Raw genomic sequence first — 16,958 nt, 5'->3', positions numbered from 1 at the left:
GTTCGACATGTAGCTTCACTCACCGTCATTAGGCAGAAACCACTGCCGCCGCTCCTCGAACGCAGCCTGGATCAACGCCACCAGCCCAACGACGTCCTCGCGCTGCGCGGACAATGGTGCGCAGGACAGCCAGATCGATTGCCTCATGGGCTGCGTGAAGAGGGTGGGTAGCGATTGCAGGTTCGCATCGAGATGAGTGATGTAGTTCGGCATCAGACCAACGCAGGCGGCATGCTTGACCAGTTCCATCGCCCACTGCTGAGAATGCACTCGCGTCACTGCGCTGCGCCTTGAGTCCACCAGAGCATTCCACGGTGAGAACAGGGCCGATGTCGGGATATCGGCCTGCTGAACCAGCATGTAGTCATTCAGATCTTCGAGGCTGGCGGGGAGGCGCCGCTCACGCGCATAGCGCTTGGCTATGCACGCCTGAAAGTCGATGCAGGCCAGACGCTGCGGTCGCGTCATGGCGAAACCTGGGTCGGGTCGAGTCTGATTCGGATCGGCCAACCAGATCATGACCTCACTCTGCATTAACGGGCCACGTTCCTGGCGGATCAGTTCCAGGTGCACACCAGCATCCCTACGCAGAAAGGCCACCAGATGCCGTCCCAGAATATCGTTGAGCACCCTGTCGGGTAACGCCAAACGAAGCTTGGGTTTTTCAAGCAACGCGGCCTCTGGCCGCAAATCTTGATACTGGGCAGCCAGCTCTGCCTGCAAAGAACGACCGCGTACCGTTAGAGCAAGGGCGCGCTCCTGATACACGAAGAGCGCCTCTCCAACAGTTTTCTCGAGCCGCTGCAACTGCCTGCGTAGCACCATGGGAGGCAGGTTCAGACTGCGAGCAGCCTGCTTAAAACTGGCACAGCGCGCAGTCGTCAGGAAGCTTCTGGCCACCTGCCGTTCGACCTCAGCCACGGCAGCCCCCATAAGCGCCGTCCGGTATTCGATTCGATGTGTGACCCAGAAGCATCATGTAAGGCAGATGAGAAGTGATTGCGTGCAAGCAAGCCTACTCACCACCACCTATCACCAGCCTTGCTGGAAAATTACTTATCTGTAATGCGGGAACGTGACCCTCACCGAGCACTCAAACTTCGGCTGGTCTAGCTGGATCGCCCTTACCTTCGGCGTAGGGGTCATCACAGCCTGCGGTTTCACCAAACGGTAATTGAAGTGAAACCACCCACGGACGATTACCGAAAAGCCCCAACACCCGCCAACTCTGGGCTGGCAGAACCAGCCTACACCCCGCAATCAAAACGTCACAAAACAGACCAATAACCGTCACCCGAACTGCAAAGCATCGCGTCGCCAACACCCAGCACTCGGCGATAAGGAGCCATGCATGTTGATCAAAAGCACCCAACTCTCCCCACTAGCACTCGGCATTCTGCTAAGCCTGCCGGCCTTCTCGGTAATGGCCGGCACGGTCACCACCGATGGTGCTGACATCGTTATCAAGACCAAAGGTGGCCTGGAGGTCGCGACGACCGACAAGGCATTCAGCTTCAAGATCGGTGGGCGTCTACAGGCCGACTATGCGATGTTCGACGACTACTACACCCGTAATGGCAACGCTGCCGATGCGGCATACTTCCGTCGCGCCTATCTGGAATTGGGTGGCACTGCTTACAAAGACTGGAAGTACCAGGTCAACTATGACCTGTCACGAAACACCGGTAACGACAGCGCAGGTTATTTCGATGAAGCCAGCGTGACCTACACTGGTTTCAGCCCCCTGAACATCAAGCTCGGGCGTTTCTACACCGACTTCGGCTTGGAAAAGGCTACCAGTTCCAAATGGACGACAGCCCTGGAACGCAACCTTTCATACGACCTGGCCGAATGGACAAATGACAACTCGGGCATGGGCGTACAGGCCAGCAGCGTACTCGCTGACAGCGTGTTCCTGTCAGGCAGCGTTTTCAGCGAGAACAATAACGATACCGACGGCGACAGCGTCAAACGCTACAACGCTCGCGGCGTTTTTGCGCCGTTGAACCAACCGGGTAACGTTCTGCATGTAGGCCTGCAGTACGCCTATCGCGACCTCAGTGGCAGTGCAGTGGATACTCGCATTCGCTCGCGTATGGGGATGCGCGGCGTCGATACCAACGGTGGCAACAGTGCCGGCGCCAACGGCAACCGTGCGCTGTTCGGTGGTAGCGCGGCCACTGCCGACCTCTGGGAAGACGATGCCGTTTGGGGCGTAGAAGGTGCATGGGCACTGAATGCCTTTTCGATTCAGGGCGAATACCTTAGCCGCACACTCAAGGCCGATCAGGCTAGCAGCGATATAGACGCCAAGGGCTACTATGTGCAGATGGCCTATACGCTCACAGGTGAGCCGCGCCTCTATAAACTCGATGGAGCCAAGTTCGACACCATCAAACCTGCCAACAAACAGTTGGGCGCATGGGAGTTGTTCTACCGATTCGACTCGATCACCATAGAAGATGACAACGTGACCAGCAGTAGCGCGACGCGACAAGTCGGCGATGCAAGCGGCAAGGCTCACACCTTGGGCGTCAACTGGTACGCCAACGACGCGGTAAAGATCAGTGCCAACTACATCAAGGCCAGCACCGACAAAGTTAGTAACTCGGTCGGTGATGATAGCGGCGACGGCGTCGTCATGCGCTTGCAGTACGCTTTCTGAGTCAGTCGCTGGCAGGTGCCCTCACCTGCCAGCCCCCTTTCGCGATTGTAATTTTGGCGCAATGCCTGGGTAAGGGACGAATCGCTAATGTTTGCCCTGTAAACACTAGCCAACGGGCCTACTCATGAAACTGCTCAAACGCCTCCTTCCGATCACTCTTCTGCTGGCTGCTGGCTGCACTTACGCACAGTCCTTTCCAGAGGACAAGGTCAGGCAGATCGAACAGAAGAGTGTCGAGATCGCTCAGAAATATGCCGAGCGCACCGGCAAGCCAGTGCCTGAAGTTCAAGACTATAGCTACAGCATGAAACTGAACGTAGCCAAAGTCATTTATCAGAGCCCGAACATTGAGTACTGCGGCGCAGTACCGATGATCATGGTATTCGAGGACTCGAACGATGAACTACGCAGCATCCGCTATCGAAGTTATGGCGAGTGTCGCAATCAACGCTGACAGCCAGCCCCCTTTTCAAGGGGGTATTGCATAAAGCCCACGCAAGTTCTCATTAACTCAGTTTGGTATGCTCGGCTTCGTCGATGAAAACGTCGCGACCACACCGGATTTAAGTCCGCCAATCAGCCATCTTGACGCTCGGCAAGCAAAGTAGGCTGGTCTCGCCTCGCCCTTGGATAAACGCTTCCCTGCTAATAGCAGATTTGAAGTCATCAAATCACAGCAAGGTCGATACCGTTGCTTTTACACAAACAGGGGCAGAAGAGGGTATCCATTGGCGCTAAAGCCAGCGCCTGAGCCTCACCCGCGCAGCAACTCTTGGCCGGCTCAAACTGGACTGGCGTAGCGGTCGGTTCGGTGATACCCAGCAACGGCTGTGGGCATTGCTGCGGCTCAGGCGCGCTGGCTCGCCACTCTATCCAAGCCTCGCGGATGATCTGCCCGGCGGAGTGCAGGAACAATGCGGCGATGGCCAGGCCGACGAGGATGTCCGGCCACAAGCTGCCTGTCAGCGCGACCATGCCTGCTGCGATAATCACGCTGCTGTTGGCCAGCAAGTCGTTACGCGAGCAGAGCCAGGTCGAACGCATGTTCAGGTCATCGGAGCGATGGCTGTAGAGCAGCGCGAAGCAGTAGCCATTGGCGATCAGTGCGAGTGTGCCGATGACACCCATCAAATCGGCAGACGGCACTTCTTGCAGTATCAGTTTGCGCAGAGCATCGGCTACCACCAGCACGCCGAACAACAGCATGAACCCGCCTTTGAACAGCGCGGCTCCGGCTCGGGCTCGAATACTGCGGTGCAGGACGAACAGCGTAAGGGCATACACCGACGCGTCGCCGAACATGTCCAGCGAGTCACCGAGCAGCGCCGTTGAGTTGGCGATCCAACCGGCGATGAACTCCACCAGGAACATGACGGCGTTGACGGCCAGGACGATATAGAGCAATCGGCTCTGTTTAGCGCGCAGTTGGGCCAGTTCGCCGGCCTTGTTTTCGCAGCAGCTGTCCATGATCCGTACCTCGTTCGCTCGATCTTGTCGTTAGAATGAGGGTTATAGCTACTATAAGGTCAAGTGCCATGAGTACGACGAACTTCACTGTGGGCCAACTGGCGCGCCTAACCGATACCAAGGCGGTAACCATTCGCTACTACGAGCAATTGGGCCTGCTGCCCATGGTTTCGCGCAACGATTCCGGCTACCGCCAGTACACAGCGGAGGAACGTGATCGGCTGCTGTTCATTCGTCGCAGCCGCGCCTTGGGCTTCAAGTCTTAACGACATCCGTCAGTTGCTGGTTTTTTCCGACCACCGCCAAGCGTCATGCGCCTCGGTGGATGCCAAGGTGGCCGAGCAGTTGGAGCAGGTGAGATTGCGCATCCGCGACCTACAGGGGCTGGAGAACGAACTGCAGCGCTTGCTGTCCTGCTGCCATGGTGGGGTAATCGAGGAATGCCGGATTATCGGGTCGCTGAGTCAGCAGCGCTAAATTGATGAACTCGAAGGGCGAGCAGGCGAGCGGCTAAGTAGACCAAGGGAGCAGCCCCTTCGAGGAGCCTATTCCGGTCAAACGCTGACGCCCGCCTCAACCGTCTCTCCACACCACCGAGCACACCTTCCCAGGGAATAGTGCTAGCAGCGTACCAATACCAAGCTACCGGAGTACAGGTTGCCCCTTACGCAGGCACTTCGCTCCCTTCGGACGCAAGCTCAGCCGCTGAAACCGCTTGACCAGATAGCTCATCGCATGATGGACATTGTCACGAGCCTGTTCGTCACGACGGTGGATCATCCCGATACCGCATTCATCACCGTACTGGGCTTTGTCCTGATTGCAGTTGTGGTAGCTACCTTTACCACGGGTGATCTGCTCCCACAGAGCACCAATCTGCTGCGCCTTGTAGATGTCCCCCCGCAGCATGGCGCCATTGAAGAAGAAGGCAGCATGGATGTGGTAACCACGGCGCTCTCCTTGCTCGACACGGCAGATGTAGCCTGTCTCATGCTCGAAGATCGGATTGCGTTCACGTGCCCGGATCAGCCGCTGCAGATCCGCAAATACATGCTCAACCCGCAGCCGGGCCTGAGCTGCAGAGCGATAGTACAAATCGACCCTGATCACCAGAGTAGTGGCGTAGCGATCCAATACCTGGTCAACGTACTCAGCTACTTCATGGGACTGCTGGCGTTCCTGATACCTTGCGTCATCCCTACGACGACGGTAAATGCGCTCACGAGTCAGTTGACGGATACGGTCAGCAAGGCGGTTTAGCGTATCGCTGTAGTCACGGTACTGTGACGTTGCTTCATCAAAGGAAATGATCCCTGCCAACGGACTATGTTCCACGCCGACGTCGTAACACGCCCGTTGAAACAGTCGCAGGTAAGGTCCGTAGTGGTAATCATCGCTGTGGCTGACCAACTCAAGCATCTGACCGATGTTCTCGAAGTAACGAGTGAGCTTGGTACGTTTGACCGTGCCATTAGCAGTAAGCGACTGCACGGGCCCATCGCTGTGTTCCAAAGCTTCAACTAGGTCTTCGATCTGGAGTGCGATATCGGATTGCGAGAGGGTTTTTGATGCGTGTGGATGGCTCATGGCTTGTCACCTGTGTTGTGTTTACATAACAGGTGCCATGTCTGTCTTTTTTTACCGTTTAACGCTTGCTGGGCTGTTGCTGTGTGATCAGCAACAGCATCTCTCCGTGCTGCAGTAGTTATTTACGACGATTACCTGTAATAGCGTATTTGGTTCTAGTTGATTGATATATAACTGGAACAAGCATACAACAGATCAGCAACGCACCGAGAAGCAGGGAGCCCAGAATAAAAACCTCCCCGAGCGCCAAGAGATTTCTCAAAACCAAAGTCAAGGGAGTTACCTGAGGCAACCTTCTTCATCGGCATAAAGGCTGCGACCATTTATAGGTCGCAGCCTTTATGCCACAAGCTCGAAACACTAGCCCGCCATATCTCGCTCTTTGATACGGGCCATAATCCACTCTTGAATTTCGCTCTCGAGAAATCCGATTGACCTATGGCCTAGCGAAACAGATTTTGGGAACTTCCCTTCTGCGAGATATTTATAGACGGTCGACCTAGCAAGGCCAGTTAGGTGGGTGACTTCTTTCAGACGGATGATCCTCATGAACGGTCTCCTGTAATACGTTCAGAGGATTACCAAGCGTTGTAAAAAAGTACTGGCGCCCGAGCCCAGAGCAGCCAGCTAGACAGCCGTCGCCGGCTGGCTTATATTCTGTCGCGCCGCACATCTGAGTCTCAGCGTGCGGCACCCGCCACTCAGAGTTGGGCCTGGAACGTCACACCAGCAACTACGCTTCGTAGCGCTGGTGCAGTTTTCGCAGAAAACAAGACCACCATCCCCGTACCTCAGGCATTCCATGCCTTTCCCTCTTTGCCGAAGGGAAGGCATGTGCAAATCGATAGCGCTTGAGCTCCGCAGCCACTGCATGAGCCTCCAAAAGCCTGATCGACTGCTGCGTTAGGCCTTTTTCCTGCGTTTTCGCGTGGGTCTCAGGCTGAAAAGCTTTTCTGGCTACCCCCTAGAAGCTACCTAGGTTCGTCCTAGGTTTAACGTAGATGCTAACGAGGTTTACCCTATGAACCATGACAACTCAGAAAATAAAGCAGCAAAAAAGCTTGCAGATATTCTTTCCAGGAATAAGGAAGATTCTCTGAAGCAGGCTGGAAAAGGAATAGTCTTCGATAACGAAGAATACGAGCTCGCCGCCAACCGCCAAGATAACTATCTTGAAGATTTGTTTAAGGCACGCACTAGCAACATGCGCCTTTTCAACTTCGCCTGGCTCTTCTTGCAATTTAAAGAAGACGCAAAATTTGAAGAATTTAATTTCGGAAAAAAAGAAAGCACTCTCGACGACATCGAGAGCTTCATGCTGGATGTTCTCACCAGCCATAAAATCGCGAGTGCCCTTGCAGAAGAAATATTGCGTGAGTTTAACCGCCGAGCAGTTCATCCAGAAAAATTGACCTGGGCCATTGGACCGCGCACGTCCAGGTGGATTAAGAACAAGATCACGCCTTTTGATCGCTACCAGATAAAGCGACTCCCTAATATTTCTGGCCCGCAACTCACCCAAGCGATATTCGACTTTATGGACGCTGATCTCAGTGCAAAGATTGCGCACTTGGAGGAGCTCAAAACACAGTGGGACCAGAACCTTAAAACGGATCACCACCTTAAGTGGCTTGATGATAAGGTGCACGGCAAAGAGCGCCGGGAACTGGCATGGGCTGCTCTTTGTGACAAATACCCAGACCGCTTTAACGTTGTGCGTGCTCCCAGCAAGCATCAAGATTTTCTGGAGATCTTTGACCAACTCGCTGAGGAGGGCGTCTCGAAACGAGACTTCATCAAGAGCCTAAAGGGGAAAGAGTCCAAGCTGAAAACTGCCAACAAGGGCAGGAAGGCTAAGAACCTCGATATTTTGCTCGAGAATCACCCGCGACTTAAAAAGCTGGCAGAGCACTGGGCAGTACCGGAGTGCATAGCGCTGGATAGGTTGATCTCTGAAGCCCACGAGAAAGAGTTCGGGAAAGAGTAACCTTCGGAGGACTGAGCCCTTAACCTCAAATGAAGCCCCGCGTCGAATGAGGCGATGCGGGGCTTTTGTCTCGAGGGCAAGCACTGTCATCCCGACCTAAGACCTCAGTGCCTGCTGCTGGAACCCAAAGGGCTAAGCTTGGTATTCCAAAATGTATTCCACGAACAATTTTAACCGAGACTTTTTCTTTAAAATCATAAAGATAGAGAATCATTTCAGATTACCCCGGCCAATTGAAGCAAGCATAAACCCCTGATTTTCCTAGAGAATTTCAGGGGTTTTGTGTTTTCAGGGGCAGCGAATGCCCCGAAAGTGTCACCCTTCAATCAAGAGCTGCTGATTGAACGATCACCAGTGAGTGAGCAGAACGCGATGTCAGGAGGTGATTATTTATGTTCAGTGTTCTGATTCTCGGCTTTTTCTTCCTGCTGCTAGGCATCGGTGTTGGCGTTTCCGTCTTTCTGGATATATCAAGCGGCTCCGTCTATATCGCCGGGCACCGCGGCTCACCTTCGGCTTGGTACAACGCGGAGCACAATCCCGAAGAGTTTGCATCAGCTATCCAGCTCAGCATTGGATTCGCCAGTGTTTCGGCCATCATTGGTCTGGTGCTGATCGCGGTCGCGGTCAGAATGGCATTCCCTAAGCGCAAGCAGTACCGCTGGCTGATTTGACCATCGCAAGGAGGCACAACATGGAATACTTAACGTTCAGCCGCGTACTTTCTTTGAGCTGCCTTATGGCGGCGCAAGGCCCGGTGCTCGCAAGCTTTGAACAAGGCAACCGAGCAGTGGCCTACAACGGCGGCATACTTCTCGCTCAGTTTGTTGGTGCGTTCGTTCTGCTGACAGTCATTGGTGCGATATGCATGATTGTTCGAGACATCCGCAACTGGCTTTGCCGGCGTCGGGAACGAAAGGCTCAGTCAATTTCAGAGGATTCTGCAACACAATCTTTATGCGACGATTAACAGAAGTGGTACCGGGACATTGTGGAGGAGTAGGCTATCTGGACTGTATAAAATACCAGCCTTGAATCGAACTCACTTCGTAGGCTCTGCAAAAAGCCAGAAGTAGTCCTGAATGAAGGGCTGCCTTGGGCTGATACCTACCGTTGACGAGCGACAGCGTTGGGTCGTTCGCTGACAGCCAGAGCTACAAAGCATGAAGCCCAAGCTAGAAATGAAGGGCATGGCAATCTAGTGAGAACGAAGGATGTGCCCTGCCAACGGACTCAACCTCACCGCCTCGGCCAGATGTTCCGGGGCGAGGTGCGAGTAGCGCATCGACATTCATCTCCAGCAACCTGCTCAAGCGGACAAGGGATCATTACGAAACCACCATCCTTGCAGGCCAGCGAAAGGAATGACTAAAGCCCATAAGGCCCGAGTCATTCCACTAGCAACCCTCGCCAAAAACCTTATGGACGCCCAACAAGGTAGTCCAGAAGCCCGGCGGTTATTCTGATCCTGGCAGCTGCATCATCCAGCGCTTTATCAAGAGCTGAGCTCAGTGGGTAGCCGTTGAATCGCTGGCTATTAATAACCTCCCGATGGCCTGCCCCGGTTTCAACCAGAATGGAAACGGCGCAATCGGAGACATAGTGCCCACCACAATCGATCTGGTTGATCGATACGCTTAGCTTCTTCTCACCCTCTCCCGACACCGGTAGAAACGCTACAGCTCCGGCAACCTTGTAGCGGGTGTAGTGGTCAACCCATCCCGAAAGTGTCACAGCAGGATCAGGCTACCAATAATCCGGTTTGACGATGGCTGGCTTCCTGGGAAGTGGCACCTTTAGCGGGAGCTGGAAAGCCGCAAGTTCAGACTCGGGAATGTGCCGGCGGATCCAGTGGGCATGCTCTTTCAGTGATCCCGGCGGATCCCGCTGTTCGTGACGGTGCGGAAGAATCACGCCAATGCGGATGTGCGGGAAGTCCGAGCGAATGGCAGCGAGAGCAGGCGCCAGGTCAGTGTCGCCCGATACCAGCACGATCTGATCCAGCTGCAGATCCGCAGACCGGCATGCTGCCCGATACATGCCTAGAGCCAGGTTAACGTCCGTCTCTTTCTCTTCGAGCTGCCAAATCGCTACCTGATCTTGCCTGGAAGGCTTCTGACCATCGAGGTACCTGGGCGCATAGCCCTTCGCCAGCCGGTGTGTACCGAGCGTGACCGAGACACCTCTCGCTTGCAAAGCGCGGATATAGCGATTCTGCGCATCGTTGGAGACCTGGCCACGAGTCGCAAGCCTGGCGATGACAGGAGAGGTGAAGTAATCGACGGAGACCAGTTCGGCCGACGGTTCCTGGATCCGTAAGATCTCGGCAAGCAGCGCAGTCAGATCCAACCACTTGTGGTCGGAGCCATGCAGGACGCCGTAATAGAGGTTGTAGCCGTCTACGAAGAAAGCTGTACGCACAATGCCCTATCCCTAGAAACGAAAAAACCGGCTTTATGGGCCGGTTTCTTCACCCGAGGCTAAGGCTGAACTGAATCGGCCCGCCAAGGGTTGAGTCGTGAAAGTATTATCCCGCAAATATGCGTTTCCGGCAACACGAACCAACACAATCAAACACCAACCAACTCAAGCCCTGAAAGCGGGCTCAACCTCAAAGCCTCAGCCAAATGCTCGGGTGCAAGGTGAGCATAACGCATGGTCATGGCCAAGCTGGAGTGGCCCAGGATTTCTGTAGCGTGAGGATGTTCCCGCCCTTCTGCATGAAGTGGCTGGCGAAGGTGTGTCACATAGCATGGGCGGCCTGGCCTTTCGGCAGGTGGATGGTCGTCCTGGCAGCGCTCAGGTTGCCACCACCAATTAACGAATTTTATTCATTAATAAATTGAATAAATGCCAAAAATAAGAACAAAAATAATCAATAGACTCGCGGCCGTTCTTACCGGAGCTCCGCCCATGTCTGTTTATGAATCAGCCTCTCAATCTGTCCGCTCGCAACGAGGCGCCGGCCTTAGCGTCGCCATCCTGGCATTTTCCGCCTTTCTCATCGTCACCACTGAGTTCCTGATCATCGGCCTTCTGCCTGCTCTTGCCCGAGACTTGGACATTTCCATCTCGATGGCAGGCCAACTGGTGACTCTGTTTGCCTTCACGGTGATGATTTTTGGGCCACCGCTGACAGCAATGCTTTCTCATCTTGATCGAAAGAAGCTGTTCGTGGCCATTCTGCTGATTTTCGCCGCATCAAACGCTCTTGCGGCGGTGTCGGACAGCTTTTGGCTTCTTGCCGTAGCGCGCCTGGTGCCTGCATTGGCCCTGCCCGTTTTCTGGGGTACCGCCAGTGAAACCGCGGGGCAACTGGCCGGCCCCGAGAAAGCGGGTCAGGCGATAGCGAATGTTTACCTGGGCATCTCTGCCGCGATGCTACTGGGCATTCCGCTGGGCACCCTGGTGTCGAATGCGCTTGGCTGGAGGGGCGCATTCTGGTTGCTCGCCGGCTTATCGCTGATCATGGCGCTGGCAATCCTGGCCTTCATGCCTGCCGTATCCCGCACTGCCAAGGTGGACTTTCTGCAGCAAGCGAAGATTTTCAAGGAACCCTATTTCCTTTCGAATGTGCTGCTTTCCATCGTCGTGTTCAGCGCCATGTTCACCGCCTACACCTACCTCGCCGACATCCTGGAGCGCGTGGCGGGCGTGCATCCGGAAAATATCGGCTGGTGGCTGATGGCATTCGGCGCAGTCGGCCTGATAGGCAACTGGATTGGCGGCAAGGCGATCGATAGATCGCCGATCAAGGCCAGCGTGCTCTTTTTGCTTCTGCTGGCGATTGGCATGACTGCGGTTGTTCCATTCGCGCATATGGGTCTGATTTTCTGCGCTGCGCTGGGCCTGTGGGGCATTGCCAATACCGCTCTTTATCCGGTCAGCCAGGTCCGTGTCATGAGTTCGGTCTCCCATTCCAAGGCACTGGCGGGCACCACCAACGTGTCGGCAGCGAATGCAGGCATCGGTATTGGCGCCATTGTCGGCGGCATGACCATAGCCAATCAGGGGATCGAGTATCTTGGCTATGCTGCTGCGGCTATCGCCGTCATGGCTCTGATGTTGGTGCCGCTGGTACATAAGTTGGCGTCCCGGCAGGAGCGGGCACCTGCGACCTGAAGGCGTCGGTTCTGGTCAATGCGGAGCATGGTTCGGCGTAATCAGTGCTCCGCCTTATCTGCCGAGGTTCGCATGCCATGCGGTGTAAGCCGGGGACGCAGGTAATCCAGAAGAGCTTTGACCTTGGCTGCGTTTTCGCGATTTTTCAGCCAGATCAAATGCATGGGCAAGCCATCCGTAGCCAGGTCCGGCAACACTTCGACGAGCGTTCCCTGTTCGATGTGGCGCTGCGTAAGCCAGGTCGGTAACTGCCCGATACCGTGCCCTGCAAGCACCGCCGCCACCTCCCCCTCACCGTCCCCCACGGCAATTCGCGTTTGTACCGCTCGGCGCTCCATCTCTCCCGGCCGCGCCCCCCTGAAAAACCAGGAGCTGACCAAGCCATCACTCTGCAGGTAACCGATGCACTGGTGGTTATCCAGATCATGTTGGTTTTCAGGATAGCCATAGCGCTGCACGTAGTCCGGTGAGGCGCAGAAGATCAGGCGCTGCGCACCAAAGTACTCATGACCCAGATTGGCCGGCCAGGTATCCGGGCCACCGATTCGTACGACGATATCGATGCTCTCGTAAGCAGGATCGATAAACCGATCAGTGAACGATATATGCGGCTGAAGCATGGGGTGCAGGCGTACAAAATCCATGATCAATGGCAGTACATGGAGACGACCATAGGAGGCCGGCAGGTCTATACGGACTTTGCCATGGAGCTCGTGCTCCTGACTGACCAGCGCATGTTCGACCTCTTCGAGCTCGGACAGAACCGATGTGCACGTCCTGTAGAACAGGACTCCTGCATCGGTCAGCGCCAGCGAGCGGGTGGTGCGATTGAATAGCCGCGCGCCCAGACGCTCCTCCAGCCGTGCCACGCTTTTGCTGACGGCAGAGCCGGTGAGATTGAGGCGTTCGGCAGCAGCACTGAAGCTGCCAAAATCAGCGACGGCAACAAAGACATCGATCCCCTTCAGCCGCTCGGATGAATGCATCCCTATCTCCATTTCTGAACCCAGGTACGATCCTACCGAAATACCTGGCAGAGGCCTGCATCTCAATCGGTGCTTCGCTCGAAAAGCACACTGCAGACACAGTAGAAATTGGTCCGTCGTACTCGAGAGAACATCAAGGCGGGCCAGGCAGCTGCGCTGATGCTCCTTACCCCAGTGGTCAGAACATTATCCTTGCGCAAATTCCCTGACATTGGCGAAGGCCTCGCCGAAGTAGGCTTCGTAGCTGTGCTTTTCGACATAGCCCAGATGCGGCGTACAGAGAATGCGCGGATGAGTCAGCAGCGGATGATCGGCCTGCAGGATCGGCTCCTGCTCGAAGACGTCCAGCGCTGCCTGACCAGGACGGCCACGGTCCAGCGCGTCAAGCAGCGCCCCCGGCGCGATCAGTTCGGCGCGGCTGGTATTGACCAACAGCGCGTCAGGCTTCATCCGCGACAGATCAGCGGCGCTCACGCAATGCCGGGTGGCAGGCAGCAGGCGCAGGTGCAGGGTGAGCACGTCGGCCTGCTCGAAGAAGGCTTCGCGCGTCGATGCGGCCTCGTAGCCATCGGCGATGGCGGCCTGGCGCGAAGCCTCGCTGCCCCACACCAGAACGCGCATGTCGAAGGCCCGCGCATAACGCGCCAAACGCTGGCCGATCTTGCCGTAACCCCAGATGCCCAGCGTCTGACCATACAGACGCTGGCCCAGGTTGACCTGCCAGTGCCCGGCATACAGACCGTTCATGGCCTCGCGCAGCTGACGCCGGGCATTGAGGATCAGCGCCCAGGTCAGCTCGGCCGCAGCGATGGGCGAGCCGGTGCCCTCGGCGACGATCACGCCGCGCTCGCGGCAGGCCTCCAGATTCAGATGCGGGCCGGCTCGCCCGGTCTGGCTGATCAGTTTCAGTTTGGGCAAGCGTGCAAGCAGCGCGGCGTCGATATGCGTGCGCTCGCGGGTCAGCACCAGCGCGTCGGCATCGGCGAAGCGCTCAGCCAGTACATCCGGGTCGCTGACGGCATCGTGATACACGCAGACATCGAAGCCCTCCAACAGGCTGAAACAATCGAGCTGTTGAACGACGCGCTGATAGTCATCCGGTATCACGATACGCATGCCAAGTCTCCGAATCAGGCCTCGCTGGCAACGGGGCTCTGCTGACGGCGCGCACGCCAGGCGCGCCAGAACGGCAGCACGATCATCACTGCCACCAGCGCCCAGACCACCCAGGTGATCGGGCTGGCGTACAGGATACCGAGATCACCGCTGGACAGGGACAGCGCACGACGCAGGTTCTGCTCCATCATCCCGCCAAGGATAAAGCCGAGCAGGGTCGCCGACAGCGGGAAGTCCAGCTTGCGCATGACGTAGCCGAACAGGCCGATGGCGATCATCAGGTACAGGTCGAAGGTGGTCGCATGCACCGCATACACGCCGATGGCGGTGATGATCGCCACTGCCGGCACCAGCGCCCAGTACGGCACGGCCAGCACCTTGGTGAAGACCTTGATCATCGGCACGTTCATGATAATCAGCATGACGTTGGCGACGAACAGCGAGGCGATCAGGCCCCAGACGATGTCCGGCTGATTCTGGAACAGCAGCGGCCCCGGGGTGATGTTGTACAGCGTCAGGGCGCCGAGCATCACCGCCGTGGTGCCCGAGCCTGGTACACCGAGGGTTAGCATCGGCACCATGGAGCCGCAGGCAGCGGCGCTGTTAGCGGTTTCCGGTGCGGCCAGGCCGCGCAGGTCACCGTTGCCGAACTTGTTGTCCTTCACAGCCATGCGCTTTTCGCTCATGTACGACACCGCGCTGGCCAGTGTCGCCCCGGCGCCCGGTAGCACGCCGAGGACGAAACCGACCACGCCGCTGCGCAGGTTGGTGGCGAGCACGAAGCCGCCTTCCTTCATGTTAAAGAGCATGCGCCCGCTGGCCTTGATCGCCTTCTGTCCATGGTGGGTGCGCTCGAGCAGCACCAACAGCTCGCTGACCGAGAACAGCCCCAGCACCAGCACCACGAACTGGATGCCATCAGCCAGGCCCAGGCTGCCGAAGGTGAAGCGATAGACGCCGCTGTTAGCGTCGATGCCCACGCACGAAAGCAGCAGGCCGATCAGCGCCGCAACCGCGGTTTTCAGGGGTTTGTTGCCGGCCATCCCGGCCAGGCAGGTGATGGCGAAGACCATCAACACGAAATATTCGGCGGGGCCGAACGCCACCGCCCACTTGGCCAGCAACGGTGCGAACAGCACGACACCGACGGTAGCGATCAGGCCACCGATGAACGAGCTCCAGGCCGACAGGGACAGTGCGACACCGGCCTGGCCCTGGCGGGCCAGCGGGTAGCCGTCGAGGGTAGTCATCACCGCGGAGGCTTCGCCTGGGATGTTGAGCAAAATCGAGGAAATACGGCCGCCGTATTCGCAGCCCAGGTATACCGCCGCGAGCAGGATCAAGGCGGTTTCCGGCGGCAGCCCCAACGCGAAGGCAACGGGAATCAGCAGGGCCACGCCGTTGATGGGGCCAAGGCCTGGCAGCAGGCCAACGACGGTGCCGATCAAGGTGCCACACAGGGCAGTAAGCAGGTTGTAGGGGCTCAGGGCCACGCCGAAGCCATGGCTGAGATAACCGAGAGTATCCATGGGTTCAGCTCTCCAGGGTCGAAAGGATGCCAAGCGGCAGTGGTACGGCGAGTGCTTTGTCGAACAGCAGGTAGAGGCCGATGGCCAACACCACGCCACTGATCAGGCTGTGTAACCAACTGCCGCCATACAGACGCGCCATGCCGATGCCGAACAGCACGCTGGCCGGGATGAAACCGAGCGATTCGAACAGCACCGCATAGCCAATCATCAGGCCCAGAAAGACCAGAGCCTTGATCATCACTTCGCGGTTCAGGGGCGGTTCTTCGCCCTGCACGTCACCGGCCGGCTGGAGCAGCAGTTGCAGGCAGCCGAAGGCGATCAGCAACAACAGCAGCAACGGGAAGGCCTTGGGCCCGACCGGCTCGTAGGAAAACGGGGCGCTATAACCCCAGGCGAAAAAACCCAGGATGCAGCAAAGCAGCAGGGTCACCCCCGCAAAGATACGGTCATGCATGTGGATGCGCTCCAGAACGCTGCGCCGTCAGTGACGGCGCATGGGGAACTTGGTTACTCGACCAGGCCGAACTCGCGACCCAGCTTGCGGTACTCCGCGACCTGACTCTTGACCAGCGCATCCAGCTCCGGCCCGGTCACGTAGTAAGGCAGTACATCGCGGTCGGCCAGGTAGGCCTGGAAGTCGCTGGAAGCCGCGAGCTTGGCGAAACGCTCCTGCCACCAGGCCACGTCTTGCTCTTTCACGTCAGGGCCGAGGAAGTAGCCGCGAATCAGCGGCCAATGGATCTCGTAGCCCTGCTCACGCGCGGTGGGGATCGAAGCCAGGTCACCGCCCAGGCGCTCCTCGCTGAAGATCGCCAGGGTACGAATCTTGTTGCCCTGCTGCGCGCGAATCTCGCTGGCGCTGCCGGTGACCAGATCCACGTGGCCGCCCATCAGCGCCATGTAGTGCTCGGCACCACCCTCGAACGCCGCGTAACGCAGATCGCGCGGATCGACACCCGCGGCGCGGGCCAGCAGGGCTATTTTCACCCAGCCCTGGCCGCCGACACTGCCGCCGCCACCAACCACGATGCTTTTCGGGTCTTTCTTCAGCGCCTGCACCACATCATCGAGGTTCTTGTAGGGAGAATCCTCACGTACCGCCAAAGTGCCGTAATCGTTACCAACGGTGGCCAGCCACTTCACCGCGGTCTCGTCGAAACGACCGTATTTGCCCAGCGCCAGGTTGAGCAGCGAGGCGCCGGAGAAGGCCACCAGGGTGCCGGGTTCGGCACGGCGGTTGGCGGCAATGGAGTTGTAGGCCACGGCGCCGATGCCGCCCGGCATGTAGGTAACACGCATCGGCGATTTGAGCAGGCCTTCATCCTTGAAACCAGCCTGAGCCAGCTTGCAGGTCAGGTCGAAACCGCCGCCTGGTTTGCTTGGGGCGATGCACTCCGGACGGGAGGGTTCGCCAGCCAGTACCGAGCCACTGGCAAGCAGTACGGCGAAAGACAGCGGCAGAATGCGGCGCAGAGAGCAGGTGATCATGATGGGTT

At 57.2% G+C, this 16,958-nt stretch carries 18 protein-coding genes and 1 pseudogene; 8 read left to right on the top strand and 11 right to left on the bottom strand.

All coding sequences use genetic code 11. The annotated features are described in order from the left end of the window. Positions 1-15: 15 nt before the first annotated feature. On the bottom strand, positions 16-921 hold the full coding sequence (locus tag BLT86_RS25310; RefSeq protein ID WP_231976564.1) for a LysR family transcriptional regulator: 906 nt from the start codon (positions 919-921) through the stop codon (positions 16-18). Between the two features lie 502 nt (positions 922-1,423). Here BLT86_RS25310 and BLT86_RS25305 point away from each other — a divergent pair. Both BLT86_RS25305 and BLT86_RS25300 read left to right on the top strand, forming a co-directional pair. Further along, positions 1,424-2,665 (top strand): OprO/OprP family phosphate-selective porin, encoded by a 1,242-nt coding sequence (locus BLT86_RS25305; RefSeq protein WP_231976627.1) that lies wholly within the window; start codon positions 1,424-1,426, stop codon positions 2,663-2,665. A 124-nt stretch (positions 2,666-2,789) separates the two neighbouring features. After that, positions 2,790-3,119 (top strand): DUF2790 domain-containing protein, encoded by a 330-nt coding sequence (locus tag BLT86_RS25300; protein WP_003241486.1) that lies wholly within the window; start codon positions 2,790-2,792, stop codon positions 3,117-3,119. A gap of 212 nt (positions 3,120-3,331) precedes the next feature. Here the strand turns inward: BLT86_RS25300 and BLT86_RS25295 are convergent, their stop codons facing one another. Next, positions 3,332-4,132, bottom strand: a complete 801-nt coding sequence (locus tag BLT86_RS25295) for a cation transporter (protein ID WP_003241483.1) — start codon at positions 4,130-4,132, stop codon at positions 3,332-3,334. A gap of 68 nt (positions 4,133-4,200) precedes the next feature. On the opposite strand from BLT86_RS25295, the gene BLT86_RS26310 reads away from it, so the two are divergent. After that, the gene (locus BLT86_RS26310) at positions 4,201-4,398 is read left to right on the top strand and encodes a MerR family DNA-binding transcriptional regulator (RefSeq protein ID WP_021488257.1); all 198 of its coding nucleotides are present in this window, start codon (positions 4,201-4,203) and stop codon (positions 4,396-4,398) included. 13 nt (positions 4,399-4,411) lie between these two features. Then, positions 4,412-4,609: a MerR family DNA-binding protein gene (locus BLT86_RS26305; RefSeq protein ID WP_331715042.1), complete on the top strand. Its 198-nt coding sequence runs from the start codon at positions 4,412-4,414 to the stop codon at positions 4,607-4,609. 165 nt (positions 4,610-4,774) lie between these two features. On the opposite strand, the gene BLT86_RS25280 is transcribed toward BLT86_RS26305, so the two are convergent. Together BLT86_RS25280 and BLT86_RS25275 are read right to left on the bottom strand one after the other, a co-directional pair. After that, positions 4,775-5,719 carry a YagK/YfjJ domain-containing protein gene (locus tag BLT86_RS25280; RefSeq protein ID WP_012017828.1) on the bottom strand — a complete coding sequence of 315 codons (945 nt, stop codon included), beginning with the start codon at positions 5,717-5,719 and terminating at the stop codon, positions 4,775-4,777. 360 nt (positions 5,720-6,079) lie between these two features. Beyond that, positions 6,080-6,268, bottom strand: a complete 189-nt coding sequence (locus BLT86_RS25275; RefSeq protein ID WP_003241473.1) for a helix-turn-helix transcriptional regulator — start codon at positions 6,266-6,268, stop codon at positions 6,080-6,082. Positions 6,269-6,740: 472 nt separating this feature from the next. Here BLT86_RS25275 and BLT86_RS25270 point away from each other — a divergent pair, with 472 nt between their 5' ends. From BLT86_RS25270 to BLT86_RS25260, 3 genes are all read left to right on the top strand, one after another. Continuing rightward, positions 6,741-7,706 (top strand): hypothetical protein, encoded by a 966-nt coding sequence (locus BLT86_RS25270; RefSeq protein ID WP_003241471.1) that lies wholly within the window; start codon positions 6,741-6,743, stop codon positions 7,704-7,706. Positions 7,707-8,098: 392 nt separating this feature from the next. Beyond that, the gene (locus tag BLT86_RS25265; RefSeq protein WP_017678050.1) at positions 8,099-8,380 is read left to right on the top strand and encodes a hypothetical protein; all 282 of its coding nucleotides are present in this window, start codon (positions 8,099-8,101) and stop codon (positions 8,378-8,380) included. Positions 8,381-8,400: 20 nt separating this feature from the next. Beyond that, positions 8,401-8,676: a hypothetical protein gene (locus BLT86_RS25260; protein ID WP_092380232.1), complete on the top strand. Its 276-nt coding sequence runs from the start codon at positions 8,401-8,403 to the stop codon at positions 8,674-8,676. A gap of 776 nt (positions 8,677-9,452) precedes the next feature. On the opposite strand, the gene BLT86_RS25255 is transcribed toward BLT86_RS25260, so the two are convergent. Then, the gene (locus BLT86_RS25255) at positions 9,453-10,127 is read right to left on the bottom strand and encodes an NYN domain-containing protein (protein ID WP_017678052.1); all 675 of its coding nucleotides are present in this window, start codon (positions 10,125-10,127) and stop codon (positions 9,453-9,455) included. Positions 10,128-10,276: 149 nt separating this feature from the next. Then, positions 10,277-10,494: pseudogene (locus BLT86_RS26180) on the bottom strand (tyrosine-type recombinase/integrase); the annotation flags it as partial. Between the two features lie 125 nt (positions 10,495-10,619). Here BLT86_RS26180 and BLT86_RS25245 point away from each other — a divergent pair. After that, a complete protein-coding gene (locus tag BLT86_RS25245; protein WP_017678053.1) occupies positions 10,620-11,828 on the top strand; it encodes an MFS transporter in 1,209 nt (402 codons plus the stop codon). 41 nt (positions 11,829-11,869) lie between these two features. Here BLT86_RS25245 and BLT86_RS25240 read toward each other — a convergent pair whose 3' ends face one another. The 5 genes from BLT86_RS25240 to BLT86_RS25220 all read right to left on the bottom strand — a co-directional run bounded on the left by BLT86_RS25240 (position 11,870) and on the right by BLT86_RS25220 (position 16,950). After that, positions 11,870-12,814 (bottom strand): LysR family transcriptional regulator, encoded by a 945-nt coding sequence (locus BLT86_RS25240; RefSeq protein ID WP_017678054.1) that lies wholly within the window; start codon positions 12,812-12,814, stop codon positions 11,870-11,872. Between the two features lie 186 nt (positions 12,815-13,000). Then, positions 13,001-13,930 carry a D-2-hydroxyacid dehydrogenase family protein gene (locus BLT86_RS25235; RefSeq protein WP_092380230.1) on the bottom strand — a complete coding sequence of 310 codons (930 nt, stop codon included), beginning with the start codon at positions 13,928-13,930 and terminating at the stop codon, positions 13,001-13,003. A gap of 14 nt (positions 13,931-13,944) precedes the next feature. Continuing rightward, positions 13,945-15,459, bottom strand: a complete 1,515-nt coding sequence (locus BLT86_RS25230; protein ID WP_092380226.1) for a tripartite tricarboxylate transporter permease — start codon at positions 15,457-15,459, stop codon at positions 13,945-13,947. 4 nt (positions 15,460-15,463) lie between these two features. After that, a complete protein-coding gene (locus BLT86_RS25225; protein WP_059390640.1) occupies positions 15,464-15,916 on the bottom strand; it encodes a tripartite tricarboxylate transporter TctB family protein in 453 nt (150 codons plus the stop codon). Positions 15,917-15,969: 53 nt separating this feature from the next. Further along, positions 15,970-16,950, bottom strand: a complete 981-nt coding sequence (locus tag BLT86_RS25220; protein WP_092380223.1) for a Bug family tripartite tricarboxylate transporter substrate binding protein — start codon at positions 16,948-16,950, stop codon at positions 15,970-15,972. Between the last annotated feature and the right edge of the window lie 8 nt (positions 16,951-16,958).

This window comes from Pseudomonas sihuiensis (assembly GCF_900106015.1).
Classification (GTDB): Bacteria; Pseudomonadota; Gammaproteobacteria; order Pseudomonadales; family Pseudomonadaceae; genus Aquipseudomonas; species Aquipseudomonas sihuiensis.
The sequence above is the reverse complement of the archived record's forward strand: the minus strand, read 5'-3'. Positions and strand labels throughout refer to the sequence as shown.

What these genes read in the sequence shown, in the direction of transcription:
- BLT86_RS25305 (WP_231976627.1), top strand. Translation starts at nt 1,424, where the DNA reads ATGGCCGGCACGGTCACCACCGATGGTGCTGACATCGTTATCAAGACC.
- BLT86_RS25300 (WP_003241486.1), top strand. Translation starts at nt 2,790, where the DNA reads ATGAAACTGCTCAAACGCCTCCTTCCGATCACTCTTCTGCTGGCTGCT.
- BLT86_RS25295 (WP_003241483.1), bottom strand. Translation starts at nt 4,132, where the DNA reads ATGGACAGCTGCTGCGAAAACAAGGCCGGCGAACTGGCCCAACTGCGC.
- BLT86_RS26310 (WP_021488257.1), top strand. Translation starts at nt 4,201, where the DNA reads ATGAGTACGACGAACTTCACTGTGGGCCAACTGGCGCGCCTAACCGAT.
- BLT86_RS25280 (WP_012017828.1), bottom strand. Translation starts at nt 5,719, where the DNA reads ATGAGCCATCCACACGCATCAAAAACCCTCTCGCAATCCGATATCGCA.
- BLT86_RS25275 (WP_003241473.1), bottom strand. Translation starts at nt 6,268, where the DNA reads ATGAGGATCATCCGTCTGAAAGAAGTCACCCACCTAACTGGCCTTGCT.
- BLT86_RS25270 (WP_003241471.1), top strand. Translation starts at nt 6,741, where the DNA reads ATGAACCATGACAACTCAGAAAATAAAGCAGCAAAAAAGCTTGCAGAT.
- BLT86_RS25265 (WP_017678050.1), top strand. Translation starts at nt 8,099, where the DNA reads ATGTTCAGTGTTCTGATTCTCGGCTTTTTCTTCCTGCTGCTAGGCATC.
- BLT86_RS25260 (WP_092380232.1), top strand. Translation starts at nt 8,401, where the DNA reads ATGGAATACTTAACGTTCAGCCGCGTACTTTCTTTGAGCTGCCTTATG.
- BLT86_RS25245 (WP_017678053.1), top strand. Translation starts at nt 10,620, where the DNA reads ATGTCTGTTTATGAATCAGCCTCTCAATCTGTCCGCTCGCAACGAGGC.
- BLT86_RS25240 (WP_017678054.1), bottom strand. Translation starts at nt 12,814, where the DNA reads ATGCATTCATCCGAGCGGCTGAAGGGGATCGATGTCTTTGTTGCCGTC.
- BLT86_RS25235 (WP_092380230.1), bottom strand. Translation starts at nt 13,930, where the DNA reads ATGCGTATCGTGATACCGGATGACTATCAGCGCGTCGTTCAACAGCTC.
- BLT86_RS25230 (WP_092380226.1), bottom strand. Translation starts at nt 15,459, where the DNA reads ATGGATACTCTCGGTTATCTCAGCCATGGCTTCGGCGTGGCCCTGAGC.
- BLT86_RS25225 (WP_059390640.1), bottom strand. Translation starts at nt 15,916, where the DNA reads ATGCATGACCGTATCTTTGCGGGGGTGACCCTGCTGCTTTGCTGCATC.
- BLT86_RS25220 (WP_092380223.1), bottom strand. Translation starts at nt 16,950, where the DNA reads ATGATCACCTGCTCTCTGCGCCGCATTCTGCCGCTGTCTTTCGCCGTA.